Origin of the sequence: Streptomyces coeruleofuscus, from assembly GCF_039532725.1 — a bacterium.
GTDB lineage: Bacteria > Actinomycetota > Actinomycetes > Streptomycetales > Streptomycetaceae > Streptomyces > Streptomyces coeruleofuscus.
This window is the reverse complement of sequence record NZ_BAAASE010000001.1, coordinates 960,222-985,687: the sequence shown is the minus strand read 5'-3', so window position 1 is coordinate 985,687 and position 25,466 is coordinate 960,222. Positions and strand designations below refer to the sequence as shown.

Below are 25,466 nucleotides of genomic sequence, written 5' to 3'. Positions count from 1 at the left end.
ACCGCTCCCGCCGGGCCCTCGCGGGCCCGGCGGGGTCTCGTCAGCCGTTGGACCAGGCCCGGCGGCACAGCACCAGGCGGTAGCCGTCGGGGTCCTCGATGGTGACGCCCCATGCGTTCCAGTAGGGGTTGGGGGATTCGACCCGCTTGCCGCCGTGCCGCTCCAAGCGGGCGATCAGGTCCTCGGGGACCGGGCCATCGGCGTAGACGACCAGTAGATCCTCCTCCGTGGGGCGGGGCTCCACCGGCCGGGCGGACTCGTGCACGAGCTCCAGATGCCAGTCGGCGTCGGGCCAGCCGAGCATCAGCAGGTCGTGGTGGCCCGGTTCGGATCCGCCGTCGGACCGCCACACGACACTGAGCCCGAGCCCCTCGCGCCAGAACCGCTCGGCCGCCGCGAGGTCGCGGGAGGGGCGGGCGATCCGGATGTGGCTGCGACCGTTCACGGGCATGGCGACCTCGTCTCGTGGCGTCCTGATCTGCGGCGGCGATCCGCCTCGCAGCCTAGGAGGCCGGCTGCCGCCTGACATCGGCCGTCGGTCCTGCGCCCCGGAACCTAGGACTCGGCGTGCACGACCTGGATCAGGTTGCCGTTCTCGTGTGATCACGCGTGGTTCCTGCACGAGGATGGGGTCTGAGGCGGTCCGGGCGGGGTATGCCGGATCTCACCTCGACGAGCGCGACGGAGGATGAGCGATGGCACAGCTGCGACAAGAGGTCGACCCGGATGAGGCCGGGCTGGATCCAAAGGCGCTGAGCCGCCTGGACCGGCACTTCGCCGGTCTCGTCGACGAGGGCCGGCTGCCGGGCTTCCTCGTGTCCGTCGCCCGCGCCGGACGCGTCGCCCACCTCACGACGCACGGCCTGCGCGACATCGCGGCCGGGCAGCCCGTCGAGCCGGACACGCTGTGGCGGGTCTACTCCATGACGAAACCGGTGACCGCGGTCGCCGCGCTGCTGCTGGTGGAGGAGGGCCGGCTGTCGCTGGACGACCCGGTCGCCGACCACCTGCCGGCCTTCGCCGACCCGCGGGTCTACGTCGACGGCTCCGGGGCCGACGTCAGAACCCGCCCGGCCACCGGCCCGATACTCGTCCGGCACCTGATGACCCACACCTCGGGCCTGACCTTCGGCTTCTACCACACCCACCCGGTGGACGCCCTGTACCGCGAGGCCGGGCTGGAGTCGTCGGTGCGGCCGGGCTCGGACCTGGCCGAGACGATCGAGGTGTACGCGAGTCTGCCGTTGCAGTTCGAGCCCGGCACGCAGTGGAACTACTCGGTGGCGAGCAACGTCCTGGGCCGGGTCGTCGAGGTCGTGTCGGGGCAGCCGCTCGACGTGTTCTGCGCCGAGCGGATCTTCGGGCCGCTCGGCATGACGGACGCGGGTTTCCACGTCACGGACGAGCAGGCGCCCCGGCTGTCCGAGATGTACGGGGAGAAGGAGGGCGGCGGCATCGAGCGGATCGCCGGGCTGCCGCTGCGCGGTGGCCGGCCGCGGTTCCTGTCCGGCAGTGGCGGCATGGCGGCCTCCGCCCACGACTACCACCGCTTCATGGAGTTCCTGCGCCGCCGGGGCGAACTCGACGGCGTCCGGCTGCTCGCCCCTCGGACGCTGGACCTGATGACCCGCAACCACCTGCCCGGCGGCGCCGATCTGCGGGCCTTCGGCAGCCGCCCGGCCCACGACGAGCCCGGCAACGAGGGGGTCGGCTTCGGGCTCAACGTCTCCGTGGTGATCGACCCGTCCCGCACCCAGGCGCCGTCCGGACTCGGCGCCTACGGCTGGAGCGGGGTGGCCACGACGACGTTCTGGGTCGACCCGGGCCGCGACCTGACGGTGCAGTTCATGACGCAGGTGCGGCCCAGGACCTCCCACACGGTCTTCCGGGACCTCAAGAAGTTCGTCCACGAGGCCGTGTCGGGCTGACCCCCGCCACTGGTCGACCCGGAGCGTGAACCCGACGCCGTCCCGGGTGAGTTCACTCAGCCACTGCTCGGACCGTGCCGCTCGCGGGGACGGACCAGGTCAGTGGTCAAGGGGCTCCCCCGTGCCGAGGCCGTGTTCGCGGCATGCCTGACGGAACCGGTCCAGACAGCGGCCCCAGGGCCCGGTGACGCCGAAGTCGAGCAGGTGGGGCAGGAGGGCGGCCGAGAAGTCGGCGCTGGACTCCAGCGGCAGCAGCGAGGGCAGGTTGTCGATGGCGATCAGGTCCAGCGGGGGGTCTTCGCGCAGCCTGCGGACGGGCTCGTCCCAGTCGGTGGTCTCGTCGTACACCGGAAGGACGTTGAGCGGGGAGCCGACGTCGCACGTGACGTCGCACAGGGTGCGCAGGCGGCGCTCCGGGGTGTCGAGGTCCTGCTCGCGGAGGAAGGGCGGGACCGGGCTGGTGGCGAGCACCGCGTTCACCATCACGTCGTGAGCCAGCAGGGCGCGGCGGTCCAGGTCGCGGGTCTCGGCGAGGTCCCAGCAGGTCGGGTCCGCACCGGCCGTGGCGAAGGCCGTGCGGGCACCGCGGCCGCTGCGCCCCAGGGCCCCGACGACCAGGCCGGTGAACTCGGCGTCGTCCGGGCCGGGCTTCAGCGTCTCGTCCAGGGCCTCCTTCGTCGTGGGCGCCAGCGGCGCCCGCAGCCGGCCTCGGTGCTGGAGCACCGCCAGGGCCGCGCCCAGATATCCGGCCCAGAACCCGAAGGCGGCGAGGCGCCGCCCGGTGTCGTCCACCAGGTACTCCAGGTCGAACAGCGCCCCGCCACCGGCGGCGAACCGGCGCAGCAGGCCGGCCGCTCCCGGCTGGCCCTTGTAGGCGTGGCCGAAGAAGATGTGCCGGTGCGTCAGCTCGGCCGGATGGTCGGGGAGTTCCTTCAGGCCGAGCACGACGGCGTCCCGCGGGGCCGACACCCAGGAGCCCGCGGGCACGACACGGCAGCCGGCCGCCTCGTACTCCTCGGTCGGGAAGACCCGCTGCGGGGAGTCCTCGACGGTCAGTGCCACTCCGTGCTCGACGAGCCGCCGGGCGTCGCCGGGCACGACCGGTGTGCGTCGCTCGGTCGTTCGGGCCTCGTGGCGCAGCCACAGATGGAGCTCGGTCATACCAGGTGGGCCTCCGGACGTGAGGCGCCGGCCGCAAAGGACCGGCGCTCAAGGGGCGGACGTCCACGAAGCGTACGCGGCCCGCCCGGGGGTCGCGCACGAATGCGCCCAGGTCACGTCGAGGGGCTCCGGATCTGCCCCGGCGTCGTCTCAGGAGGAGCTGACCACCGCGTCGAGGTGGGGCAGGTGGTGGTCGAGGCGCTCCCGCTTGGTCCGCAGATAGGTGATGTTGTTCTCGCACGGCGGGATCAGCAGGGGCACCTGCTCGGCGACCTCGATGCCGTGGTTCACCAGCGCCTCGCGCTTGCGCGGGTTGTTGGACATCAGGCGGACGGACTTGACGCCCAGGTCGTCGAGGATCCGGGCGGCCACGCCGTAGTCGCGGGCGTCCACCGGCAGGCCGAGGGCGAGGTTGGCCTCGACGGTGTCCAGGCCCTCCGCCTGGAGGGCCATCGCGCGCAGCTTGGCGAGCAGGCCGATGCCGCGGCCTTCGTGCCCTCTGAGGTAGACGACGACACCGGCGCCCTCGGCGACGACCGCGCGCAGCGCGGCGTCGAGCTGGTCGCCGCACTCGCAGTGCTGGGAGCCGAAGGCGTCGCCGGTCAGGCACTCGGAGTGCAGCCGGATGAGCACGTCGTCGGTGCCGAGGTCGCCGTAGACCAGCGCCACTTGTTCGTCACCGCGGTCGTGGTCCAGGTAGCCGACCGCCTGGAATTTCCCGTACACGGTGGGCAAGGGCGCATTCACGACGCGTTCCACGCCGGTCCGCTGCGGTGACTTCTTGCCGAGTACGCCAATTTTTTCTGTCATGATTCTCGAGTTCCTAAGCAGAGACGAAAGGCCGTGACGTTATGAGTGACTTGGTGCCGGCGGACACCACGGAAGACGTACGGACGCGGGGCGCCGGTGTCTCACGGCAGGTCGCGGTGCTTCCCGTGGGGAGCTTCGAGCAGCACGGTCCGTATCTCCCGCTGGCGACCGACACGCTCGTCGCCTGTGCCGTCGCGCGGGAGATAGCCGGCGCGTACCCGGTGCACCTCCTTCCTCCGGTGACGATCTCGTGCTCGCACGAGCACGCGGCCTGGCCGGGGACCGTGAGCATCTCCTCGGTGACCCTTCATGCGGTGGTACGGGACATAGCGGCTTCGCTCCGCCGGTCGGGCGTCGACGCCCTGGTGGTGGTCAACGGGCACGGCGGAAACTACGTACTGGGCAACGTCGTTCAGGAATCCTCCGCCCGCGGCGAGCGGATGGCGCTGTTCCCGGCCCCGGAGGACTGGGAGGCGGCGCGGGAGCGGGCGGGTGTGGTCGCCTCGCTGCTCACCGACATGCACGCGGGGGAAATAGAGACCTCCATCCTTCTGCACGCTCATCCCGAAATGCTCCGACCCGGTTATGAGACTTCCGATTTTGTCGCTGACGACCGGCGTCATCTGCTCACCCTCGGCATGTCCGGTTATACCGATTCCGGTGTCATCGGCCGTCCTTCGCTGGGTTCGGCGGAAAAAGGGAAGGAACTCCTGGCGAGCCTGGCGGATTCCTTCGGGGCGTATTTCTCACTGCTGACCTCCGACGCGTAGTCAGGCACGGTCGCGGTGCCGGGTCCGGGGGCCGGTGAGGCGGACTCGGACCCGGCGCGCAGGCCCGCGTACCAGCGGGCGACGAGCACGACCAGGCCGGGCAGGCTCGCCACGAGGCTCAGCACCCCGTAGACGACCGCGACGGCGAGTCCCCGGCCGGCGCCCAGACCCGCGGCGCCGAACGCCCAGGCGGTGACGCCTTCCCTCGGCCCCCAGCCGCCGACGTTCAGCGGCAGGCCCATGGCCAGCAGCGCGAGTACGGCGAGCGGCACCAATACGGACACCGAGGCGGCGGCTCCGGCGACGCGGGCGGCGAGGACGAACATGGCGACGTAACCCGCCAGGACGACCACCGAGGAGACCACGACTCCGGGCCCGTTGCGGCGGGACAGCAGCCCCTCCCGTGCCTCGGTGAGCATGGCGCGCAGCGCCCGGCCCCGGCGGGAGGGCGCCGAGCGGTTCATGCGCAGGGCGAGGACCACGGCGAGTGCCCCCAGTGCAGCCAGGACCGCGAGCGGGGCGATGTGCCGGGCCTGGGCCAGCACCGGGGACGGCATGGTCAGCAGGACCACGGCCCCGAGGGCGAACAACGCGATCTGCCCGGCGGCCCGTTCGAGGACGACGGCCTTCACGCCCCGCCGCACGTCCCCCTCGCTCTGCCCGTGCCGCACCGCGCGGTGCACATCGCCGAGCACCCCGCCGGGCAGCGCCGCGTTCAGGAACAGCGCCCGGTAGTAGTCGGCGACGGCCGGCCCGAACGGCAACCGGATCCTGAGGCTCCGGGCGACGAGCGCCCATCGCCACGCGCTGAACACGGTGGTGACGAGCCCGATCCCGAGCGCCAGCACCAGGGTCATCGCGTCGATGCGGCGCAGCCCGTCCAGGAAGACCCCGGTGCCCAGCCGCCACAGCAGCACCCCGAGGATGACGACTCCGGCGAACGTACCGAGGTGGGTACGGACCTTGCGGGAGCCGAGCCGGGCGAGAACGGTGCGGACGGGACCGGGACGGGAGGGCTCCGGGCCGGTCATGGGCACCGGGGTCCCGGCGTCGGCGACGGGGCGTGCGGAGACGGCCGGCTCGCCGGGTCGGCGCACGCCCGTGCCGTCGGCGACCGGGCACGGCACCTCCGGATCGGCCGGGGGCGCGACCGCGACCCCGGTCCCGGCGGGCGAACGCCGGCCCATCGCCGGCGGCCCGTCCGGGGCGGTGGCGCCGAGCCCGCGCGACGGCTCGGCGACTGCCGGGGACGGCGCCGGAACTCCGGTTCCATCGAGCCGGCCCGGACCGTCGGCGGTCTCGGCGCTCTCCGGCAGCCGGGCGGCGTCAGCGGGATTCAGCCGCACGCGCGTCCCCGCCACCGCACCCCGAGGCGCGACGTCCGTCCCCGCCCGTGAACTCATGACGCTCCGCCCTCCGGGCGGCACAGAGCCAGGAGGTCGGTGTGGTGGACGGTGACGCGCAACCGGCCGGCGGCGCAGTCGGCCAGGCGTTCGGCCAGGTAGGCGTCGGCGCGGGCGCGCAGGTCGGGGCGCTGCTCGACTGCGGCGCCGACCCAGCCGCGCAGCCACTGCTCGGTGAGCGCGGCCTGCTCGGGGCCGAGCCGCCACGGGCTCGGATGCAGCCGTACCGTAGCGCCGTGCTCGGAGAACGCCTCGGCCGCCGCCGTCACCGCGTCGGGACCGAGCAGACCGTCGCGGCGCTGGTGGTCGTTGAACGCCTGGGCTATCTCCGAGTCCAGCGGATGTGACGGCGTCAGCTCCACGCGGCCCGCGACGGACAGCGTCAGCAGGGCGGGGCAGCCGGCTCCGGCGCAGGCGGCGGCGAGGGTGTCGATCTCCTCGCGGGTGAGGACGTCCAGCAGGGCGGACGCCGTCACCAGGGACGCACCGCGCAGGGCGTCCGCGGTGAGGCGGGCGACGTCACCGCGCCGCGTCTCCACGGTGACCCGGCTGCCGTCGGCGGCGGTGCGCGGGGAGGCGACGGCGGCGAAGTGCAGCAGGTAAGGGTCGCGGTCGTGCAGGACCCAGTGCTGCGTGCCGTCCAGACAGGGGGCGAGCCAGCGGCCCATCGAGCCGGTACCGCACCCGAGGTCGTGGATGACGACACCGCCCGGCTTGCCCGGCAGGTTGGCGAGCCGGATGCGCAACGGGTCGAGCAGATCGTGCGCCCGCGCGGCGACGTCGGCCGGCTCCCGCAGCTCCAGCCACTCGGGCGCGTAACGGGGCGGATCCTCGGGATCGGCCTCACGCAGCTTCACGGTGGGCCGCGCGCCGGGCGTGCCGGAGGGGCCCGCGCCCGGGATGACGGCATCCGCGGACTCCGCGGCCCGCCATGCCCCGGGACTCCCGCCCGGAATCAGTCCGTCCATCGACTCGGCAGCCTCCCTCGGCCCGGGCTGGGCCGGAATCGTCCCGCTCTGCTGGGTCGTCACCGGGTTCGTCATGCGGCCCTCCGGGGGTCGTTCGGGAGCCGGCGCAGTACCGCCGCCAGGCTCTGTGCGGTCGCCGCCCAGCCGCCGAGGGCGGCGCGGCGGCTGCGGGCGGCGGCCTTGAGACGACGGCGTACGTCCGCTTCGCCGAACCAGCAGCGCAGTTCGGCGGCGATGGCGGCGGAGTTCTCCGGCGGGACGAGGATGCCGGGCACACCGCCGTCGGGAGCGCGGCCGACCGCCTCGGGGAGCCCGCCGACGTCCGTGGCCATGACCGGGATGCCGCGCGCCAGTGCCTCGGTCACGGCCATGCCGTACGTCTCGGCGTAGGAGGTGAGGACCATCAGGTCGGCGGTGGCGTAACTGGCGTCGAGCACGGCGCCGGACTGCGGACCCGCCAGCTCCAGCCGGTCCTGAAGGCCGTGCTCGGCGATGAGGGACCGCAGATGGGCGACGTACTCCGGGTCCTGGGTGAGACTGCCGACGAAGACGCAGCTCCACGGCAGGTCGGTCACCGTGGCCAGTGCCTCCACCAGCCGGTGCTGTCCCTTGCGCGGGGTCACGGCGGCCACGCACAGGAGCCGTGAGACGCCGTCGGTGCCGGGCGCGAGCGGCGCGATGTCGGCGCCGGGCGCCGCGACGTGCACCCGCTCCGGGGGAAGGCCGTGGTGGGCGACCAGCCTGCGGACCGCCCAGTCGCTGGTGGCGATCACCGCCGGCACCGCCCGCAGCACCGCCCGTTCCTTGGCGTCGAGTTCGGCGGCCACGGCCGGGTCGAGCCCGGTCTCGTCGCCGAGCGGGAGGTGGACGAGGACGGCCATGCGCAGTCGTTCCGCCTCCGGCACGACGATCTCCGGGACGCCGCAGGCGACCAGCCCGTCGAGCAGGACGACGGCACCGTCGGGCAAGCCGCTCAGGGCGCGGGCGAGTTCCGTACGGGCCGCCGCCCCCGGCCGGGGCCAGTCACCGGCCACGGCGTGCTTGGTCACCTGCCAGCCGAAGCCGGGCAGGTCCAGGCACACGCGCCGGTCGTAGGCGTTGCCGCCGCTGGGCGCGGCCGGGTCGTCGACGCCGCCCGGCAGCACGAAGTGCACGGTGCGCAGGGACATGGGGATGATCTCGGCGTTCTTCAGGGTGGCGTGCTGCACGGGAACATAATTCAGCCGCGCCGGTGCCGGTCCGCTCTGCCCGGGCCGTTCGATCGTCGTGTCGGTCACAGCGCACGCTCGTAACTCGCCCACGCGATGTGTGATTCGTGCAGGGTGACGGTCAGGCCCGCGATGCCCTTGGCGCCCTCGCCCAGCGCGCCCTTGTGGATGCGCTCGGCGAGCCGGTCGGCGATGACCTTGGCGAGGAACTCCGTGGAGGTGTTGACACCGGCGAAGTCGGGCTCGTTGTCGAGATTGCGGTAGTTCAGCTCGCTGACCACCGCCCCGAGTTCCTGGGTCGCCAGACCGATGTCGACGACGATGTTGTCCTCGTCCAGCTGCTCGCGCCGGAACGTGGCGTCAACGAGGAACGTGGCCCCGTGCAGGCGCTGCGCCGGTCCGAAGACCTCGCCGTGGAAGCTGTGGGCGATCATGATGTGATCGCGGACGGTGATGCTGAACAACGGACGACCCTCCAGGTGCGGCGCGTCTGCTCCCCCGCCATGGCTGCCGGGGATGCCGTGTATTACGGCTCCTTGCCTTCCCCTGTTCAGTCTCCGGTACGTCTTTTCTCAGGTCAGGCGCATTCGCCGTGTCCACCCGGCACTGAAGTCGCACGGAAGCCGTACCGGATGGAACGATTCGTCAGTCGATGCGTCAATCGCTCTCGCCGTAGCGGACCCGGTGACACAGCGCGGGAATCTCGCCGGAGGCGAGCTTCGGCAGCACGTCCGGCAGGTCCTCGAAGGCGGATTCGCCGGTGACGAGGGCGTCGAGGGCCGGGTCGGCGAGCAGGTCGAGGGCGAGGGCGAGCCGGTCGGCGTAGGTGCGGTTGGGGCGGGCCGGGGAGACGGTGCCGACCTGGCTGGAGCGGATGACGAGCCGCCGGGAGTGGAAGGCCTCGCCGAGCGGCACGCTGACCTGCCGGTCGCCGTACCAGCTCAGTTCGAGCACGGTCCCTTCGGCGGTGAGGAGTTCCAGGGAACGGGCGAGGCCCTGCTCGGTGGCGCTGGCGTGGACGACCAGGTCGCACTCGCCGAGGGCGTCCTCGGGGGAGGCGAAGCCGACACCCAGGGCCTTGGCGATGCCGGCCCGGCCCGGGTCGGCGTCGACCAACTGGACGCGGACACCGGGGAACCGGGCGAGCAGGGCGGCCACCGAGCAGCCGACCATGCCCCCGCCGACCACGGCGATCCGGTCTCCGACCAGGGGCGCGGCGTCCCACAGCGCGTTGACGGCGGTCTCCACGGTCCCCGCGAGCACGGCCCGTTCGGCCGGCACGGCGTCGGGTACGGGTGTGACGGCGCTCACCGGGACGACGTACCGGGTCTGGTGCGGGTAGAGGCAGAACACCGTACGGCCGGCGAGCGCCTCGGGTCCCTCCTCCACCACGCCGACGTTGAGGTAGCCGTACTTCACCGGGCCCGGGAAGTCGCCCTCCTGGAACGGCGCCCGCATGGCGGTGTGCTGGCTGACGGGCACGCCGCCGCGGAAGACCAGCGTCTCCGTGCCGCGGCTGACGCCGGAGTACAGCGTGCGGACCAGCACCTCGCCCTCGCCGGGCTCCGGCAGGGCGACGTCCCGGATTCCACCTCGCCCAGGCGAGTCGATCCAGAACGCACGTCCGGTGTGCTTCATCGAAGTCCTCCTGAACGATCGGGAAGCTGCTTGCGTACCGAGGGGTGCACAGGCCGCGCACAAGGTAGCGGCGTTGATCGACTCTGTCACACGGCCGGAGGGTGTTCGGTGGCCCTGAACAACACGTACGACGCGAGGCTCCAGCAGGAGACCGCCCTGGGGGCGGGAGTGCAGATCCTGCTGCTGGCCCTGATCGGAACGGCGATCGGGATGGGGCCGGCGGGCTGGCTGACGGGCCTCGCGTTCGCGATCGCCACCTGGGCGGTGCTCTCCCGGGCCCTGCACCGTTCCCGGCTGCGCTCGTTCGGCGCGGCGAACCGGGTCACCCTCGGCCGGGCCACCCTCGTCGGCGGGGTCACCGCGCTGGTCGCGGACTCCTTCCAGAGCTCGCCGCCCGTGTCGCTGCTCGTCGGTCTGACGGCGGTGGCGCTGATCCTCGACGGTGTCGACGGCAAGGTGGCCCGCCGCACCGGCACCTCGACCCCGCTGGGCGCGCGCTTCGACATGGAGGTCGACGCGTTCCTGATCCTGGTGCTGAGCGTGTACGTCTCGATGCAACTGGGCCCGTGGGTGCTGCTGATCGGCGGCATGCGGTACGTCTTCGTCGGCGCCGCCCGCGTCTGGCCCTGGCTGACCGCCGCACTCCCGCCGAGCACGGCCCGCAAGACGGTCGCGGCGCTCCAGGGCGTGCTTCTGCTGCTGGCGGGCGCCGATCTGCTGCCGTACGCCGCCAACTTCGGGGTCGCGGCCCTGGCTCTGGGCCTGCTGGTGTGGTCGTTCGGACGTGATGTGCTGTGGCTGTACCGGACCTCGCGGGTCGAGAAGGCCCCGGCCCGGCGGCAGGTGCGGGAACTGGTCGCGAGCTGACGCCCGGCCGGTCAGGCGTCGAACCGGTCGCGCGCCGACTCGATGTGCCCGAGGTACTCATGGGTCCAGCCGCAGATCAGGTCGACCGTGGCGCGCAGGGCCCGGCCCGGTTCGGTGAGGGTGTACTCGACCTTCGGCGGCACGGTGGGATGCACCTTCCGGTCGACCAGGCCGTTGCGCTCCAGCATCCGCAGGTTCTGCGTGAGCATCTTGTGGCTGACGCCCTCGACCTCGTCACGCAACTCGCTGAAGCGCAGGGTGCGTTCACCGAGGGCCTCGATGATGAGCAGCGCCCACTTGTTGGCCACGTCCGAGAAGATCTCCCGCGCCAGGGAGTCGGCCCGCCGCAGGTCCGCGTTCTCCGGCAGGTCCCTCAACTGCTTGGTCACCATCTGGTTCCCCAGTCACTGAAAAGTGCGTTCTTCCAGGTCGGCCCACACTCTCCTACGGTTTCCGAGTAACCACAAGAGAGCGCGGATGCGCGCTCGACGGAAGGACGGGAACCATGACCACGATCGACGTCTACGACCACGCCATACCGGCCGAGGCCCACTTCGGCTACGCGCAGGCGATCAGGTCCGGCGATCTGATCCACGTCTCCGGACAGCTCTCGTTCGACGAGGCGGGCGGCTTCCGCCCGGAGGACGACGTCGCCGCTCAACTGGAGGGGACCTACGCCAACATCGACAAGGTGCTGGCCCACTACGGCGTCACGCGCAACCAGATCGTCTCGCAGACGCTGTACGTGGTCGACCTGGTGAAGAACGCCGACGTGATCGCGGAGCGCAACCGGGCGTACTTCGGTACCCACCGCCCGGTCAGCACGGCCCTGGGCGTCACCGAACTCACCTTCCCCGGGCAGGCGGTCGAGATCAGCTGCGTGATCGACACGAAGCTGCCGGCCTGATCCAGGGCGGCGGCCCCTGGCGGGAGCCGGTCAGCGACGCGTCCCGGTGCCCACCAGGGCCCGCTCGTACGGGTCGAGGACGACGCCCCTGACCTTGGTGGAGACACCGGCGATGATCTGCTGATGGGCCAGCGGCACGACCGCGTCCGTGCCGAGGATCGCTGCCTCGGCGGCCATGGCCGCGTCCTGCCGCTCGCCCGTGCCGTCGGTCCCGTCGGCCTTCTCGACGGCCCGGTCGACGTCCTTGTCGCACAGCAGGGCCAGGTTGTAGCCGCCGTCGCAGGTGTAGTCACTGGCGAGGACGCCGACGGGGTCGCCGGTGTCCAGCAGGCTGTTGCGGGCGCCGATGAACGCGTCGAACCTCCCGGCCAGCGCGTCGCTCTCCAGCCGTGAGTACTCGCGCACATCCAGCTTGACCGTGAAGCCGGCCTTTTCGAGCTGCTGTTGCACGACCTGGGCGACCTCGGGCAGTTCGGGCCGGTTGTCGTAGGTGGCGAGGGTGATCCGCGTGTCGTCGGGCCGGGCGGCGTCCGCGCGCCCCTTCGGCCGCACGCGCTTGCTGTCGGCCCATGTGACGGCGGGACCGTAGATGCCCGCGCCCGGGTCCGCGTACCCCTCGAAGACACCCTTTACGATGACGGAGGAGTCGACCGCCGTACGCGCGGCGGCGCGCAGCTTCGGGTCCTTGAAGGGACCACTTGTGGTGTTGAGTTGAAGGCTGGTCGTCCGGGTAGTGCCGGCTTCCTCGAGGGTCGCCTTGTCGAGGGTGGCGGCCTGGGCGACGGGGAGCGCCTCGGCGATGTCGACGTCGCCGGTGCGCACCGCGTTGGCACGCGCGGTGCCGTCCTTGACGAAGCGCGCGTCGATGCCCGAGGCGTGGGCGCGGCCGCCCCAGTAGTCGTCGAAGCGGTCGAGAGTGGCGGAGCCGCCGCTGTCGACCTCGGTGATCGCGAAGGGCCCGGTGGCGGTGCCGACGGGCGTGGGGGCGCCCTTCTTCTCGTACGCCTTCGGGGAGAGGATCGCCAGACTCGGGCTGGACAGGCGCATGGGCAGGACGGGGTCGGCCGCGGCGGTGGTGACACGGATGCCGCGGCTGCCGTCGGCCTCGGCGTCGAGGCTGACACCGGCGAGGGCGGCGGGCACGGGCTTCGCCTTCGTGGCGCGGGTGAGCGCGTCGGCCACGGCGGACGGGGTGACGTCCGTACCGTCCTGGAAGGTGGCCTCGCGCAGGGTGAACCGCCAGGTGCGGTCGCTCTCGCGGCGCCAGGCCTCGGCGAGCGCGGGGGCCGCGGCACCGTTGGCGTCCAGGGCGGTCAGCCCCTCGGTGACCCCGAGCCGGCTGAGGAGCGTGGCGTCGGCGCCGTACGGCGAGAAGTTCTCGGCGGGCGGGAAGGCGAGGGCGACGCGCAGCCGCGAGCCCGACGGCCCACCGTCCGACGACGACTCCCCGCCGGGGGAGGCGAAGCAGCCCGCCAGGCCCGGGACGAGGACGAGGGCGGCGAGAAACCGGAACGAACTCTTGATGCTCACATGACGCACTTGCACAGCATATGCATCAAGGTCGAGGCGCCGGCCGACCGGGGGTCCGCCACTCGGACGCCGTGCAAGTCCCATACGGAGCAAGCAATTTGACAGCAGCGACGATCACTCCCTAAACCTAACCACATGACATTCATTTTCAAAACGGTGGAGCGGTCGTGAGGGTCGCGTTCGTCGGCAAGGGCGGCAGCGGCAAGACCACGCTGTCGGCGCTCTTCTCCCGCCACCTGGCGCGCTCCGGCGCCCCGGTCCTCGCCATCGACGGCGACATCAACCAGCACCTGGCCGAGGCGCTCGGCGAGGAGGAGAAGTCCGCCCCTCCCCTGGGTGAGCGCCTGGGGGAGATCAAGGACTTCCTGCGCGGCACGAACCCCCGCATCACCTCCCGCGAGGCGATGATCAAGACAACTCCCCCGGGACGCGGCTCCCGACTCCTGCGCCCACTCGGCGACGACGAACTGCACAGCCGGCACGTCGGCCGGGCGGGCGGCGTCCCGCTGATGGTCACGGGCGAGTTCGACGAGTCCGACCTGGGCGTGGCCTGTTACCACTCCAAGCTGGGCGCGGTCGAGCTGTACCTCGGCCACCTGGCCGACGGCCCCGGCGAATACGTCGTGGTCGACATGACGGCGGGCGCGGACGCCTTCGCCTCCGGCCTGTTCACCCGTTTCGACCTCACCTTCCTGGTGGCGGAACCCACCCGCAAGGGCGTCTCGGTCTACCGCCAGTACCGCGACCAAGCGGAACAGTTCGGCATCCGCATCGCGGTCGTCGGCAACAAGGTGACCTGCGAGGACGACCTCCTCTTCCTCAAGGAACAGGTAGGGGACGACCTCCTGGCCTACCTGGTCCAGTCCCCCTGGGTCCGCGCGGCCGAACAGGGCCGCACCGAGGGCGGCCTGGACGCGCTGGACTCCCTGGAGCCGCACAACCGCCACGCACTCACGATCCTCCGCGAGGCCGTCGACTCCCACCCCCGCGACTGGGACCGGCTCCACCGACACGCCGTCGAGTTCCACCTGCGCAACGCCCGCGCATGGGCGGACGCCCGCACGGGCGAGGACCTGGCCGCCCAGATCGACCCGGACTACGTCCCGGGCGGCACCCCGCTGAACACCTGACTCCTCCGCCCTCACCGCCAACAGACAGGACGACACTCCCCCATGTCTCTCGACGTCTCCCCGACGCTCCTCGCCGAAGCCGAGCAGGGTGACATCCGGGAGGAGGACTTCGTGGACACGGTCCGCACCTCCCTCCCCTACGCCTACGACCTGATCGCCTCCCTCGCCACCGACCTCCACGACGGCCAGGCCGACTTCACCGACAACCAGACCCCTCCCCCGTCGGAACAGGAGCGCGGCCAACTCCTGCGCGCCCTCGCCAGCGACGCGATCCGCACCAGCCTGGAACGCCACTTCGGCATCACGCTGGCCTTCCAGAACTGCCACCGCGTGGCGGCGTTCCGCCCGGGGTCGCGGGACGGGGAGACGTACGCGCGCTTCACGTCCGTGCGGTCCCAGATCCTGAACCAATCGCCTGAGTTCAGGGACTGCTGACCCACCGCGCCGGCTACTCGATCCCCGTGGCATCGAGTAGCCGGACCACGTCCTTGCGCCCGTATCCGAGCAGTCGGGCGCGGTCAGCGGCCATCAGCACCAAGTGCGCGACGATCTTCGCCGCGTATCCGTTCTTGTTGTCCGCGTCGAACCATTCCTGGGGCTTCTCGACACCCAGGCTGTTCATCACCAGCCCGTGTTGCCGGCGGACCTCCGCGACGGTACCGGCGACCGCGTCCATGAGCGTCTTCCCCGGCCGCTCGCACTCCAGGGCGAAGCAACCCCAGTCGGCCGGCACGCACCCCTCCGGCGGACGCGCCCGCAGCCCCGCATACCTCTCGTCCCCGAACCCGGAGGCCCGGAACTCGTCGTGCACCAAGGAGAACCGATGGAACCCGGGCGGAACCGGAGGCGGTGGAGGCGTGTACTCCCACCCGGCGTCCTCGTACAACTGCCGCTTCACCTCTTCTTCTTCGGCATGCGTCACGGTGAAGCCGTTGGCCTCGTTGCGCCCGGTCGTCGTGCCGTCGGGGTTGCGGTGGAAGTGCAGGCCCATGGTGTGCTCCCGCTGCTGTGATGACAATGGACGAGAAGTTCCCGTCACCAGCTCGAACGGCCCGCGGAGGCAGCCCGTGCCCGCTTCTCCGCAGCATCACCCGATCGCGTGGAAACAGGCGGCGTGGGAACTGGCCGACCAAGCGGGCTCGGCGGTTGTTACGCTCCCCCGGTGAGGATTCCGAGCCCCGCAGAGATCCAAGCGCTGCACGAGAAGCACGCGCCCACCGCCGAAGCGTTCACGCTCGTCCACACGCACTGCGAGATCGTCTGGGGAATCGCCGAGCAGCTCCTCTCCGCGCCCCACCTCGCTCACCTCGACGCCGAACTGGTCCGCGCCGGCTGCCTCCTCCACGACATCGGCGTCTATCGCCTCTACGGGGACGACGGACGGCTGGACCACGAGAATTACATCCGCCACGGACTGCTCGGCCACGAGATCCTCGAGGCGGAGGGCTTCCCCGAAACCCTCCGCCGCTTCTGCTCCCACCACACCGGAGTGGGACTCACGCGGCACGACATCGTGAGCCAGGGACTGCCCCTCCCGCCCGCCGACTACCTGGCGGTCACCGAGGAGGAAAGGCTGGTGATGTACGCGGACAAGTTCCACACCAAGTCCAGGCCGTCGGCGTTCCTCTCCCCCGACGAGTACGCCGCCCACGTCCGCCGCTTCGGCGAGGACAAGGTGACCGCCTTCCAGGACTTGCGTGCGGAGTTCGGCGACCCGGACCTCGACCGGCCGGTGCCGTGCGGCGGCAGCATCCAGCGGGTGGCCGGTCCGTAGGTGACTCACGGCGCCGGCTGGGGCTAGCTGCCCGAGGCCTGGTCCAGGAAGGCCACCAGGGCCGTCACGAACCCCTGCGGATCGTCCCTCCACGGAAAGTGCCCGGCCCTGTTCTGCACGACCAGTTCGGCGCCCGGGAACAGCCCCGCGTACTCCGTCATCACGCGCGCGGGCCCCGCCACGTCGTACTCCCCGGCGAGGACGAGGACCGGTGAGGGAAACGCGGCGAGGGAACTCCGGGTGACGTGGGGGTCGAAGGCACCGTCGGAGGCATAGAGAGCGGCGGCTTCGTCGTTGCGCTGTCGCTGCTCCGCCGCACGGAAGGCCCGGGCCTCGTCGTCCCAGCGGGCGAACCAGAAGGGGGCGACGGCGTCCCAGTCGGCGGCCTTCGCCCGGCCGGCCGTGATGGCCTCCAGGGACGCGTACGCCGCGGCGAACCACGGCTCGTCCCGGCGCAGGCGTGCCGTCCCCAGGCGGTCCTCGGCACTGATGTCGAGGCCGACGGCGAAGACGCTGGGCGTGATCAGGGCGAGCCGGCCCACGCGGTCCGGATGGCGGGCCGTGTACAGCGCGGCCAGGTTGGCACCGGCGGAGTGCCCGAGCAGGTCCAGCCGCTCCGGACCCAGCTCCTCGCGGAGCGCCTCGACATCGGCGACCTGCCGGTCACAGCGGTACGACGCCGTGTCCGTCGGAACAGCCGACCGGCCCGTGCCCCTGAGGTCCAGCCGGATCAGGGTGCGGCGGGCGGTCAGACCACCCAGGTCCCCCAGGTAGACCGAGTCCTGCATCGGTCCACCGGGGAGGCAGACCAGAGGCGGGCCGTCCCCCGTCGCGTGGTAGGCGAGGGTGGTGCCGTCGGAGGCGGTGAAGGTGGGCATGGGCGCGAGGGTGGCAGGAGGGGGAGTCCGGGGCAACCGGATATCCGCCGGGGCGCCAGCCGTCCGCCTGGCGTCGACGGTGGCGTCCTAGCCGTCAGCGGGTCGGCCCCTCCCTTTCCGGGGAGGGACCGACCGCCGGCCCGCTACCGCACCGGCGTCGCGACCGGCGCCGGCGCGTAGCCGGTGGGCCGGGTCGTGAAGGTGCCGCGGCCCTGGGTGCGGCTGCGCAGGCGGGTCGCGTAGCCGAAGAGTTCGGCCAGCGGCACGGTGGCCGTGACGACCGCCGCGCCCGCGCGGGTGGCCGAGCCGGTCACCCGGCCGCGCCGGGCGGCGAGGTCGCCGAGCACGCCGCCCACCGCGTCCTCGGGCACGGTGACCGTGACCTCGGCGACCGGTTCCAGGAGGACCATCGCGCAGGTACGCAGGGCCTCGCGGAGGCCGAGGCGGCCGGCTGTGCGGAACGCCGTGTCCGAGGAGTCCTTCACATGGGTCGCCCCGTCGGTGAGCGTGACGCGCAGCCCGGTCACCGGGTGCCCGCCGAGCGGCCCTTCGGTGAGGGCGTCGCGGCAGCCGGCCTCGACCGCCCGGACGTACTCCTGGGGCACGCGCCCGCCGACGACGGCCGACCGGAAGGCGAACCCGCCCTCCTCGTACGGCTCCACGTCGAGGACGACGTGGGCGAACTGCCCCGCTCCGCCGTCCTGTTTGACGTGCCGGTAGACGAGACCGGAAACGCCCCGGGCGACCGTCTCGCGGTAACTGACCCGGGGGCGGCCGACGTTGACCTCCAGTCCCAGCTCGCGCCGGAGCTTCTCCATGGCCACCTCCAAGTGCAGTTCGCCCATGCCCGACAGTACGGTCTGCCCGGTCTCCGGGTCGGTTCGCACGACGAGCGAGGGATCCTCCTCGGTCAGCCGGGCCAGCCCGGACGCCAGACGGTCGGTGTCGCCTGTCCTGCGGGACTCGACGGCTACCGAGACCACCGGCTCGGGCACGCCCGGCGGTTCCAGGACGAGCGGGGCGTCCGGCGCGCACAGGGTCGAGCCGGCGCGGGCCGACTTGAGCCCGACGACGGCGACGATGTCCCCGGCGACCGCCCGCTCCAGCGGTGCGTGCCGGTCGGCCTGGACGCGCAGGATGCGGCCGATCCGCTCGGTGCGGCGCGCGCTCGCGTCCCACAGGGTGTCTCCCTTCTCGATCGTTCCGGAGTAGATCCGCAGGTAGGTCAGCCGTCCTGTCGGGGTGGCGTGCACCTTGAAGGCGAGGGCGGCCGGTGGTGCCGCCGGATCCGCGGGCCGCTCCTGTTCGTCACCGTCGTACGTGCCCCTGACCGGCGGCACGTCCAGCGGTGACGGCAGATAGGCCACGAACGCGTCGAGCAGCGGCTCGACACCGCGGTTGCGGTACGCGGAGCCGCACAGCACGACCACGCCGTCACCGTCCCGGGTCAGGTCCCGCAGCGCCGCGGAGAGGGTCCGCTCGCCGAGCGTGCCCGTGTCGCAGAACTCCTCCAGGGCGCCCGGATGGAGTTCCGCCACGGCCTCCTCCAGCGCCCGGCGGCGTGCGAGGGCCTCGTCCCGGAGATCGTCCGGCACCGGCGCGTCCTCGACGGCGTCGCCGTCGGTCCACACCAGGGCGCGCATGCGTACGAGGTCGACGACGCCGGTGAAGGTGTCCTCCGAACCGATCGGCACCTGCACGACCAGTGGGGCCGGGTGCAGCCGATCCCTGATCGACGCGACGGCCGCGTCCAGGTCGGCACCTGCGCGGTCCATCTTGTTGACGAACGCGATCCTCGGTACGCCGTGCCGGTCGGCCTGCCGCCACACCGACTCGCTCTGCGGCTCCACCCCGGCCACCGCGTCGAACACGGCCACCGCACCGTCGAGGACGCGCAGCGCACGCTCCACCTCGTCGGCGAAGTCGACGTGCCCCGGGGTGTCGATCAGGTTGATCCGGTGACCGTCCCAGGCGCAGCTCACCGCCGCGGCGAAGATGGTGATGCCCCGGTCCCTCTCCTGCGGGTCGAAGTCGGTGACGGTCGTGCCGTCGTGGACCTCGCCGCGCTTGTGCGTGGTTCCGGTGGCGAACAGGATCCGTTCGGTGACGGTGGTCTTGCCGGCGTCGACGTGGGCGAGGATGCCGAGGTTGCGGACGACGGCGAGCGGGTTGTGGTTGATGCGCACGGCCCAGGGCCTTTCGAAAGGTTCAGGAAAGGGGCAGCGCGATTACCGGGCGAGGCGGGCGTGGCGACGAGCGTGCACAGCCTGCCGACTTCACGTCGGCAAGCTGTGAGCGGGCCTTCTCAGACGTTCGTCCCGGTCATCCGGTGCCGCCGCGCAGCGGACACCGGAGCGACGAGGACACGAGGATCACCTCGTAGCGCGGCAGGGAGACGGTGGCAGCGGTGCGGTCACGCATGGCCGTCTCCCTTCGTTCGTCACGTCGGTGCGCCGCCGCTCACGTCGTGGGCGGCGCCGGGTACTCGGTGAGTGTAGGGAGGGGTGAGGGAAGCGGGCCAGGGATTATTCCGGCGGGGTCGGTGTGTCGTGGGTCCGGTACATCGCCTGGACGTCCAGCTCCAGTTGCACCGTCGGACCGACCACCGCGATGCCCCGGGCCAGCATCGAACGCCAGTTCAGCGTGAAGTCCTCGCGGTGCAGCTCCGCCGTCGCCAGGGCCGCGCAGCGCAGTTCCTGCCCGTAACCGCCGTTCACCGTGCCGAGGTACGTGGTGTCCAGCGAGACCGAGCGGCTGACGCCGTGCATCGTGAGGGAACCCAGCAGCGTCCACTTGCTGCCGCCCCGGTAGGCGAAGCGGGCGCTGGTGAAGTCGATGTACGGGAAGCGTTCGACGTCCAGGAAGTCGGCGGACCGCAGGTGGTTGTCGCGGGTGGTGTTGCCGGTGGTGATGCTGGAGGCGTCGATGCGGACGTGCACCCGGGAGTCGGTCATGTCCTGGGCGATCCGGATCCCGCCCTCGAAGCGTTCGAAACGGCCGTGGACGTGGGCCATGCCGACGTGCTTGGCGATGAACCGGATCGCGGTGTGCGGCGGGTCGAAGAGCCAGGTGCCGGGCGTCGGCAGCTGGAGGGACTCGGCCGGACGCAGCCACACCCGCTCGCTGGGCGTGGAGGTGCCCACCTCGATCTCGATGGTCTCGCGGTGCGGCTGAAGGCCCTCCGCCGCGATGAGCAGGCTGTACCGGCCGGGCGGCAGCGCCGCGAGGAAGTAGCCGTACGGGTCGGTCGTCCCGCGGGCCGCCACCCGGTGGGTGTCCAGCGCGGTGACGGTGACGTCCGCGGCCGCCAGGGGCGAGCCCATCGGGTCGACGACCTCGCGGGCCACGGCACCCGCGCCGGAGGGAAGGGGGAGGGCGAGGCCCGCCGCTCGGGCCGAGGCGCTCTTGAGTCGCCGGCGCCGGAGCAGTGCGAGGGCCATGTGGTTCACCTTTCTTCGGGGTGGCACGGCCGTACGGGCGGCGGTTTCAGCGCACGCCGACGGCCGCACCATGCTGCGGTCACACCCCCTTGCCGATCTTGCGGGACCGGCCTCCGGGACGGGTGTCTCATTACGAGACAGCCGCAGACGGCGGAGACAGCCTGCGGCGGCCCGGAGACGTCCGGAGACAGCCTGCGACGCCCGCAGCCGGAGTCAGCCGCCCGGCGCCTACGCCTTGAACGCGTCCGCGTGTTCCGCCGCCCACTGGGCGAAGGTGCGGGCCGGGCGGCCGGTGACCTTCTCGACGGTGCTCGCGACCGTGCGGCCCACCTCGGGAGTGTTGCCGTACGCCTCGAGCAGGAAGCCGATGACGTTCTCCGGGAGGCCCGCCGCCCGCCACTGCTCGACGGCCTGTTCCTCGGTCAGTTCGACCAGCGCGATCTCCCGGCCGACGGCGGGGGCGATCGTCGCCACCTTGTCGCCGACGGTGAGCAGCTCGGGACCGGTGATGACGTACTCCTGGCCCGCGTGCGCCTCCTCCGTGAGCGCGACCGCGGCGACGGCGCCGATGTCGCCCTCGTGGACCATGGCACTCAACCGGGAGACGAAAGGCTCCCGCACCTCACCCGAGGCCACGATCCCGTCCGCCCACTCCAGGGCGTTGGCCATGAACTCGACCGGCATCAGCACGGTCCACTCCACACCGTCGTCGGCGCGCACCGCGTCCTCCAGCGGGGTGGGTCCGCCGCCGTGCAGCACGGTGATCCGGCGGACGCCGGCCGAGCGGGCCAGCTCCAGGATGCGCGGGCCGGTCTCCAGCGGGGTGAGGGCGGCGCCGCCGAAGGTGATCAGGTGGAGGCCGGTGATCCCCTCCAGCGCCGGGGCCAGGCCGTCGGGTTGCGTCAGGTCGCCCTCCACCACCTCCACACCGGCCGGGAAAGTCGCCTTCGCGGCGTCCCGGGTAAGGGCGCGGACCTCGTGGCCCCGGGCGAGCAGCTCGGCGACGACCTGGCGGCCGACGGTACCGGTGGCGCCGGTGACAAGGATCTTCTGCGTCTGTGTCATGGAACGACCGTAGAAAACCTTGCGGTCACCTTCTGTCCGCAAGTCCTCGTCCCCGGAGGGTGGTTGACGAGAAGGTGGTTGCCTCTAGAAGGTTGTTGCCTCTAGAGGGTGGTTGCCTCGGCCGGCTCCGGCGGGCCTCCCTCGTACGCCGCTCGCAGCACGGCCCGGACGTCGTCCGCCGTCACCGGGCGTGGGTTGGCGTACGGTTCGCCCGCGACCCGGTCCGCCGCCGGTGTCACGTCGCCTTCCGCGAGGCCGAGTTCGGCGAGCGACCGCGGTGCTCCGAGGCGCCCGGCCAGCTCCCACAGGGCGCGGGGCGCGTCCTCGGCGCCGAGGGCCCGTCGCAGTACGGCCAGCGTGTGCGGGGCGGCGGGGGCGTTGTGGGCCAGGACGTACGGAAGGACGACGGTGTGCGTCTCGGCGTGGGGCAGTTGGAAGGTGCCGCCCAGCACGTGGCACACCTTGTGGTGCAGCCCCATCGTGGTCGAGCCGAGGCAGGTGCCGCACAGCCATGCCGCGTACAGCGCCCGGCTGCGCGCGTCCAGGTCCTCCGGGGCGGCGGCCAGTCGCGCCAGTGCCTCGGCCATGGCGCGCACGCCCTCCTCGGCCATGACGGAGATCAGCGGCGAGGTGTCCGGGGCGTACAGCGCCTCGACGGCGTGCGCGAGCGCGTTGACGCCGCTGGTCACCGTCAGCGGCACGGGCAGGGTGAGGGTGAGCGTGGGGTCGTAGACGACGCTGCGGGGCTGGACGACCGGGTCGCGGCCGGTGCGCTTGGTGCCGTGCTCGGTCAGGCCCCACACGGGGGTCATCTCGGAACCCGAGTAGGTCGACGGCACGGCGATCAGCGGCAGTCCGGTGCGCAGGGCGATCGCCTTGCCGAGTCCGATCGCGGAACCGCCGCCGACCGCTACGCAGCCGTCCGCCCCGGCCGCCCGTACGGCCGCGACGGCCCGGTCTGCGTCCTCGACGGGTACGTGCATCCGGGCCTCGGCGTGCACTCCGACGCAGGTGTCACCGAGCGCGTCCGCGACCGCCCGGGCGACGGCTTCGCCCCGGCTGCCGCACACCACGAGCAACCGCCGCAGGCCCAGGCGCGCGGCCTCGCCCGGGGTCGCGGTGACGGCCGCGCCGGGCCGGAACACGACCCGCACGGGCCGGGTCTCGTACGAGAAATCGCTCTGGAAGCTCGGGGAGCTCTCGAATCCCTGGAAGCTCGGGAACGTCATGCGGCACGCTCCAGGACGAGGTCGAAGCGGGCGTGCCGGAACGGGTTCGCCACGCCGAACTCCCGCGCCAGGGACGGGTCGTCGGTCTCCGCGAAGTCCTGGACCAGGCTTTCCTTCACGGCGAACACCGCGTCGGAGTCGAGGTAGTCGCCGCCGGCCACGAAGATGTGCGTGGTGACGGGCGTGTGTCCCTCGGCCGTGGCGATGAAGTGGATGTGCGCGGGGCGGTAGGGGTGCCGCCCGGTGGCGCGCAGCAGCCCGCCGACCGGGCCGTCGGTCGGGATCGGGTACGGCGCCGGGACGCAGGTGCGGAACCAGAAGCGGCCCTCGGAGTCGGCGGTGAACAGTCCGCGTCCGTTGCCCGCGGGCTGCACGCCGGGCTGTTGGACGTCGTAGTGGCCCTTGTCGTCGGCCTGCCAGACGTCGACGACGGCACCCGGAAGGGGTGTGCCGTCCTCGGACAGCACCCGGCCGCTGACCACGCACGGCTCGCCGCCGCCCACCAGGTCGATGTCGTCGCCGAGCGCGCGGACCGGCGACTCGGTCATGTGGAAGGGCCCGAGCACGGTCGACTCGGTGGCGCCGGGCGCGCGGTGACCGTTGACGGTCTCCACGAGCATGGACAGCCCGAGCACGTCCGACAGCAGGATGAACTCCTGCCGGGTGTCGGTGCAGGCCTGCCCGGTCGCCGTGAGGAAGGCGATCGCCCGCTCCCACTCCTCCTGGGTGAGCCGGGTCTCGCGCGCGAATTCGTGCAGATGGCGGACGAGGCCGGTGAGCAGCTCACGCAGCCGCGGGTCGGCGGCCCCCTGGAGGCTGGCGAGGGCCTGCTCGGTGACGCCGGTCCCGGTCGCGTCGGTGGTCATCCCGGCTCCTCGTCGTCGACGTTCGCTGCTGCCCTTGCTTCCATGATTGCGCGCTCAGGCGTGTCCGAGGACGGTCCGCAACGCGTCCGCGAGCAGTTCCCCGGCGTCCGGTGCGGCGGACGCGTGCCGGAAGGCGACGAAACCGTCGGGGCGCACGAGCAGGGCGCCCGCGTCGGAGATCTCGCTCAGGCGCGCCCAGTCGCCGTACGGGTCCTCGTACTCCTGCCCGGGGCCGATCACCACCGTGGCGACCGGGAGGTCCTGAGCCGAGGCGGCCCGCACCCAGTCCTCTCCCCCGATGCCGGTGAGCAGGGTGAAGCGGCCCCGGCCGACCGTGTCGAGGGTGGAGAGCGTGCGGGAGCCCGAGGTGATCCAGGCGTGCGGGAGCCGGGCGCCGGGGCGGGTGGACGGCTGGTGGTGCAGCTCGGGGTCGCGGGCGAAGCCGGGGTCGGGCGTGCCGTCCGGGACGATCGCGCCGGAGGCGTAGCGCTGGTTGAGGTCGACTCCGTGCGCGTTGAACTCGTACGCCTTGAAGGCGATCGCCTCGCGCAGCTCGGCGCGCTGCTTCCCGGCGGCCTCGGTGCTGTCCTTGCGGGCGGTGATGTTGGCCCACAGCTGCTCGGGGGTCTGCGGGGAGAGACCGTCCAGGGCCTCGAAGACCGGGGCGGTCTCGCGGATGGACTGGTTGGCGCGGGTGACGACCTGCCGGCCGATGGGCGCGCGTTCGGCGGTGTAGCTGTCGAGCAGCCTGGGGTGCGCGGTGCCGTCGAGGACGAGTTTGAGCTTCCAGGCCAGGTTGTAGGCGTCCTGGACGGAGGTGTTGGAGCCGAGGCCGTTGGACGGGGGATGCCGGTGCACGGCGTCGCCGGCGCAGAAGACGCGGCCGTTCGCGTAGCGCTCCGCGTACATCTCGTTGACGGTCCACGCGGAGGACGACTTGATGGTGACGGGGATGTCGTCGTCGCCGACGAGCTTGCGCACGACGGATTCGGCGTACTCGGTGGTCAGGTCGGGGGCGCCCGCGGTGACGTCGTAGCCCCACACGATCAGCCACTCGGTCCAGGGGCGGACGCAGCGCACCAGGCCCGCGCCGATGCCGCCGACCGTGGCGCCGGGCGCGAGGACCCAGTAGAGCGTGGAGGGGCGGTGGGCGGTGTACTTGGCCAGGTCCGCCTCGAAGACGATGTTGATGCTGCCGGCCACGCCCATCTGGCCGCCCATCGGCAGCCCGGCGTCCGCGGCGACCTTGGACCGTCCGCCGTCGGCGCCGATCAGGTACTTGGCGCGGATCTCGTACGTGTCCCCGCGCAGCCGGTCGCGGACGGTGGCCGTGACGCCGTCGGCGTCCTGGGTGTGGGAGAGGTACTCGGTCTCGAAGCGCAACCGGGTGCCGCGGGCGACGGCCGCGTTCACGAGGACCGGCTCCATGAGGTGCTGCGGCATGTCGCACATGCGGGTGGGGCTGGCGAGTTCGTGTTCCGCCTGCACGAGCGGGTCGTTGCCCCAGGAGCGCACCCGGCCCAGTTCCTCGCCCGCCAGGCTGGTGCAGAACGTCGTGTTGCCCATCAGGTGCTGCGGGGTGGCCTGTGCGACGACCTCCTGTTCCACGCCGAGGTCGCGCAGCACCTCCATGGTGCGCTGGTTGGTGATGTGCGCGCGGGGTGTGTCGGCGAGGCTCGCGTAGCGGGTCACCACGATGTTGGGCACGCCGTAGGTGCTCAGGGCGAGCGCGGCCGAGGCTCCGGCGGGGCCGCTGCCCACGATCAGGACGTCGGTCTCGACGACGGTGGACACGAGGCTCTCCTACCGGGGGCGGGGGACACGAGGGCGGACATCGAGCGTCCATGATCATGGAGGGGTCCGGCCGGTCACGGGTGTCTCATTACGAGACACC

The 25,466-nt window shown here is 72.2% G+C and carries 24 protein-coding genes and 1 pseudogene; 7 read left to right on the top strand and 18 right to left on the bottom strand.

Features of this window, described 5'->3' with window-relative positions; genetic code table 11:
• Positions 1-40: 40 nt before the first annotated feature.
• Positions 41-451: a VOC family protein gene (locus ABFX81_RS04275; protein WP_086842058.1), complete on the bottom strand. Its 411-nt coding sequence runs from the start codon at positions 449-451 to the stop codon at positions 41-43.
• A gap of 244 nt (positions 452-695) precedes the next feature.
• Here ABFX81_RS04275 and ABFX81_RS04270 point away from each other — a divergent pair, with 244 nt between their 5' ends.
• Complete coding sequence (locus ABFX81_RS04270) at positions 696-1,928, top strand: serine hydrolase (protein WP_086842059.1); 1,233 nt, start codon at positions 696-698, stop codon at positions 1,926-1,928.
• A gap of 99 nt (positions 1,929-2,027) precedes the next feature.
• On the opposite strand, the gene ABFX81_RS04265 is transcribed toward ABFX81_RS04270, so the two are convergent.
• Positions 2,028-3,089, bottom strand: a complete 1,062-nt coding sequence (locus tag ABFX81_RS04265) for a Rossmann-fold NAD(P)-binding domain-containing protein (protein WP_086842061.1) — start codon at positions 3,087-3,089, stop codon at positions 2,028-2,030.
• 150 nt (positions 3,090-3,239) lie between these two features.
• Positions 3,240-3,899, bottom strand: a complete 660-nt coding sequence (ribA, locus tag ABFX81_RS04260; protein WP_059421618.1) for a GTP cyclohydrolase II — start codon at positions 3,897-3,899, stop codon at positions 3,240-3,242.
• A 41-nt stretch (positions 3,900-3,940) separates the two neighbouring features.
• Here ribA and ABFX81_RS04255 point away from each other — a divergent pair, with 41 nt between their 5' ends.
• Entirely contained in the window at positions 3,941-4,669 is a 729-nt protein-coding gene (locus tag ABFX81_RS04255) for a creatininase family protein (protein ID WP_086842063.1), read from the top strand.
• Between the two features lie 158 nt (positions 4,670-4,827).
• Here ABFX81_RS04255 and ABFX81_RS04250 read toward each other — a convergent pair.
• The 5 genes and pseudogenes from ABFX81_RS04250 to ABFX81_RS04230 all read right to left on the bottom strand — a co-directional run.
• A pseudogene (locus tag ABFX81_RS04250) lies at positions 4,828-5,700 on the bottom strand (lysylphosphatidylglycerol synthase transmembrane domain-containing protein); the annotation flags it as partial.
• Positions 5,701-6,068: 368 nt separating this feature from the next.
• Complete coding sequence (locus ABFX81_RS04245; RefSeq protein ID WP_428837142.1) at positions 6,069-7,040, bottom strand: class I SAM-dependent methyltransferase; 972 nt, start codon at positions 7,038-7,040, stop codon at positions 6,069-6,071.
• A 71-nt stretch (positions 7,041-7,111) separates the two neighbouring features.
• Entirely contained in the window at positions 7,112-8,317 is a 1,206-nt protein-coding gene (locus tag ABFX81_RS04240) for a glycosyltransferase (RefSeq protein WP_086842067.1), read from the bottom strand.
• Complete coding sequence (locus ABFX81_RS04235) at positions 8,314-8,712, bottom strand: 6-carboxytetrahydropterin synthase (RefSeq protein WP_086842069.1); 399 nt, start codon at positions 8,710-8,712, stop codon at positions 8,314-8,316. Before ABFX81_RS04235 ends, ABFX81_RS04240 begins: the two co-directional genes overlap by 4 nt.
• Positions 8,713-8,905: 193 nt before the next feature.
• Positions 8,906-9,886 carry an MDR/zinc-dependent alcohol dehydrogenase-like family protein gene (locus tag ABFX81_RS04230; RefSeq protein ID WP_086842071.1) on the bottom strand — a complete coding sequence of 327 codons (981 nt, stop codon included), beginning with the start codon at positions 9,884-9,886 and terminating at the stop codon, positions 8,906-8,908.
• Between the two features lie 108 nt (positions 9,887-9,994).
• Here ABFX81_RS04230 and ABFX81_RS04225 point away from each other — a divergent pair, with 108 nt between their 5' ends.
• On the top strand, positions 9,995-10,753 hold the full coding sequence (locus tag ABFX81_RS04225) for a CDP-alcohol phosphatidyltransferase family protein (RefSeq protein WP_086842073.1): 759 nt from the start codon (positions 9,995-9,997) through the stop codon (positions 10,751-10,753).
• A gap of 11 nt (positions 10,754-10,764) precedes the next feature.
• Here ABFX81_RS04225 and ABFX81_RS04220 read toward each other — a convergent pair whose 3' ends face one another.
• The gene (locus tag ABFX81_RS04220) at positions 10,765-11,145 is read right to left on the bottom strand and encodes a winged helix-turn-helix transcriptional regulator (RefSeq protein ID WP_059421625.1); all 381 of its coding nucleotides are present in this window, start codon (positions 11,143-11,145) and stop codon (positions 10,765-10,767) included.
• Between the two features lie 113 nt (positions 11,146-11,258).
• Here ABFX81_RS04220 and ABFX81_RS04215 point away from each other — a divergent pair, with 113 nt between their 5' ends.
• Positions 11,259-11,660, top strand: a complete 402-nt coding sequence (locus ABFX81_RS04215; RefSeq protein WP_086842075.1) for a Rid family hydrolase — start codon at positions 11,259-11,261, stop codon at positions 11,658-11,660.
• A 30-nt stretch (positions 11,661-11,690) separates the two neighbouring features.
• On the opposite strand, the gene ABFX81_RS04210 is transcribed toward ABFX81_RS04215, so the two are convergent.
• A complete protein-coding gene (locus ABFX81_RS04210; protein ID WP_086842077.1) occupies positions 11,691-13,190 on the bottom strand; it encodes an ABC transporter substrate-binding protein in 1,500 nt (499 codons plus the stop codon).
• Positions 13,191-13,357: 167 nt separating this feature from the next.
• Here ABFX81_RS04210 and ABFX81_RS04205 point away from each other — a divergent pair, with 167 nt between their 5' ends.
• Positions 13,358-14,320, top strand: coding sequence for a nucleotide-binding protein (locus ABFX81_RS04205; protein WP_086842079.1), 963 nt, complete (start codon positions 13,358-13,360; stop codon positions 14,318-14,320).
• 42 nt (positions 14,321-14,362) lie between these two features.
• On the top strand, positions 14,363-14,755 hold the full coding sequence (locus ABFX81_RS04200; RefSeq protein ID WP_086842081.1) for an SCO5389 family protein: 393 nt from the start codon (positions 14,363-14,365) through the stop codon (positions 14,753-14,755).
• Between the two features lie 13 nt (positions 14,756-14,768).
• Here the strand turns inward: ABFX81_RS04200 and ABFX81_RS04195 are convergent, their stop codons facing one another.
• Entirely contained in the window at positions 14,769-15,311 is a 543-nt protein-coding gene (locus ABFX81_RS04195; protein WP_086842083.1) for a hypothetical protein, read from the bottom strand.
• Positions 15,312-15,482: 171 nt separating this feature from the next.
• Here ABFX81_RS04195 and ABFX81_RS04190 point away from each other — a divergent pair, with 171 nt between their 5' ends.
• On the top strand, positions 15,483-16,094 hold the full coding sequence (locus tag ABFX81_RS04190) for an HD domain-containing protein (protein WP_086842085.1): 612 nt from the start codon (positions 15,483-15,485) through the stop codon (positions 16,092-16,094).
• Positions 16,095-16,117: 23 nt separating this feature from the next.
• Here ABFX81_RS04190 and ABFX81_RS04185 read toward each other — a convergent pair whose 3' ends face one another.
• From ABFX81_RS04185 to ABFX81_RS04155, 7 genes are all read right to left on the bottom strand, one after another.
• Positions 16,118-16,972, bottom strand: a complete 855-nt coding sequence (locus tag ABFX81_RS04185; protein ID WP_086842087.1) for an alpha/beta fold hydrolase — start codon at positions 16,970-16,972, stop codon at positions 16,118-16,120.
• Positions 16,973-17,115: 143 nt separating this feature from the next.
• The gene (fusA, locus tag ABFX81_RS04180; protein WP_346137631.1) at positions 17,116-19,158 is read right to left on the bottom strand and encodes an elongation factor G; all 2,043 of its coding nucleotides are present in this window, start codon (positions 19,156-19,158) and stop codon (positions 17,116-17,118) included.
• A gap of 339 nt (positions 19,159-19,497) precedes the next feature.
• Entirely contained in the window at positions 19,498-20,412 is a 915-nt protein-coding gene (locus tag ABFX81_RS04175) for a YceI family protein (RefSeq protein WP_086842090.1), read from the bottom strand.
• A 228-nt stretch (positions 20,413-20,640) separates the two neighbouring features.
• The gene (locus ABFX81_RS04170; protein ID WP_086842092.1) at positions 20,641-21,477 is read right to left on the bottom strand and encodes an NmrA family NAD(P)-binding protein; all 837 of its coding nucleotides are present in this window, start codon (positions 21,475-21,477) and stop codon (positions 20,641-20,643) included.
• A gap of 101 nt (positions 21,478-21,578) precedes the next feature.
• Positions 21,579-22,706 (bottom strand): iron-containing alcohol dehydrogenase, encoded by a 1,128-nt coding sequence (locus ABFX81_RS04165; protein WP_086842093.1) that lies wholly within the window; start codon positions 22,704-22,706, stop codon positions 21,579-21,581.
• Positions 22,703-23,572, bottom strand: coding sequence for a dioxygenase family protein (locus ABFX81_RS04160; RefSeq protein ID WP_086842095.1), 870 nt, complete (start codon positions 23,570-23,572; stop codon positions 22,703-22,705). The genes ABFX81_RS04165 and ABFX81_RS04160 overlap by 4 nt, the downstream gene beginning before the upstream one ends.
• Positions 23,573-23,626: 54 nt before the next feature.
• Positions 23,627-25,366 carry an FAD-dependent monooxygenase gene (locus ABFX81_RS04155; RefSeq protein ID WP_086842097.1) on the bottom strand — a complete coding sequence of 580 codons (1,740 nt, stop codon included), beginning with the start codon at positions 25,364-25,366 and terminating at the stop codon, positions 23,627-23,629.
• Positions 25,367-25,466: the final 100 nt, after the last annotated feature.

Bases quoted from the DNA above. Each gene is read 5' to 3' on its own strand.
- ABFX81_RS04275 (WP_086842058.1), bottom strand. From the start codon at position 451: ATGCCCGTGAACGGTCGCAGCCACATCCGGATCGCCCGCCCCTCCCGC.
- ABFX81_RS04170 (WP_086842092.1), bottom strand. From the start codon at position 21,477: ATGACACAGACGCAGAAGATCCTTGTCACCGGCGCCACCGGTACCGTC.
- ABFX81_RS04270 (WP_086842059.1), top strand. From the start codon at position 696: ATGGCACAGCTGCGACAAGAGGTCGACCCGGATGAGGCCGGGCTGGAT.
- ABFX81_RS04175 (WP_086842090.1), bottom strand. From the start codon at position 20,412: ATGGCCCTCGCACTGCTCCGGCGCCGGCGACTCAAGAGCGCCTCGGCC.
- ABFX81_RS04255 (WP_086842063.1), top strand. From the start codon at position 3,941: ATGAGTGACTTGGTGCCGGCGGACACCACGGAAGACGTACGGACGCGG.
- ABFX81_RS04220 (WP_059421625.1), bottom strand. From the start codon at position 11,145: ATGGTGACCAAGCAGTTGAGGGACCTGCCGGAGAACGCGGACCTGCGG.
- ABFX81_RS04265 (WP_086842061.1), bottom strand. From the start codon at position 3,089: ATGACCGAGCTCCATCTGTGGCTGCGCCACGAGGCCCGAACGACCGAG.
- ABFX81_RS04185 (WP_086842087.1), bottom strand. From the start codon at position 16,972: ATGCCCACCTTCACCGCCTCCGACGGCACCACCCTCGCCTACCACGCG.
- ABFX81_RS04160 (WP_086842095.1), bottom strand. From the start codon at position 23,572: ATGACCACCGACGCGACCGGGACCGGCGTCACCGAGCAGGCCCTCGCC.
- ABFX81_RS04165 (WP_086842093.1), bottom strand. From the start codon at position 22,706: ATGACGTTCCCGAGCTTCCAGGGATTCGAGAGCTCCCCGAGCTTCCAG.
- ABFX81_RS04215 (WP_086842075.1), top strand. From the start codon at position 11,259: ATGACCACGATCGACGTCTACGACCACGCCATACCGGCCGAGGCCCAC.
- ABFX81_RS04245 (WP_428837142.1), bottom strand. From the start codon at position 7,040: ATGGACGGACTGATTCCGGGCGGGAGTCCCGGGGCATGGCGGGCCGCG.
- ABFX81_RS04230 (WP_086842071.1), bottom strand. From the start codon at position 9,886: ATGAAGCACACCGGACGTGCGTTCTGGATCGACTCGCCTGGGCGAGGT.
- ABFX81_RS04200 (WP_086842081.1), top strand. From the start codon at position 14,363: ATGTCTCTCGACGTCTCCCCGACGCTCCTCGCCGAAGCCGAGCAGGGT.
- ABFX81_RS04195 (WP_086842083.1), bottom strand. From the start codon at position 15,311: ATGGGCCTGCACTTCCACCGCAACCCCGACGGCACGACGACCGGGCGC.
- ribA (WP_059421618.1), bottom strand. From the start codon at position 3,899: ATGACAGAAAAAATTGGCGTACTCGGCAAGAAGTCACCGCAGCGGACC.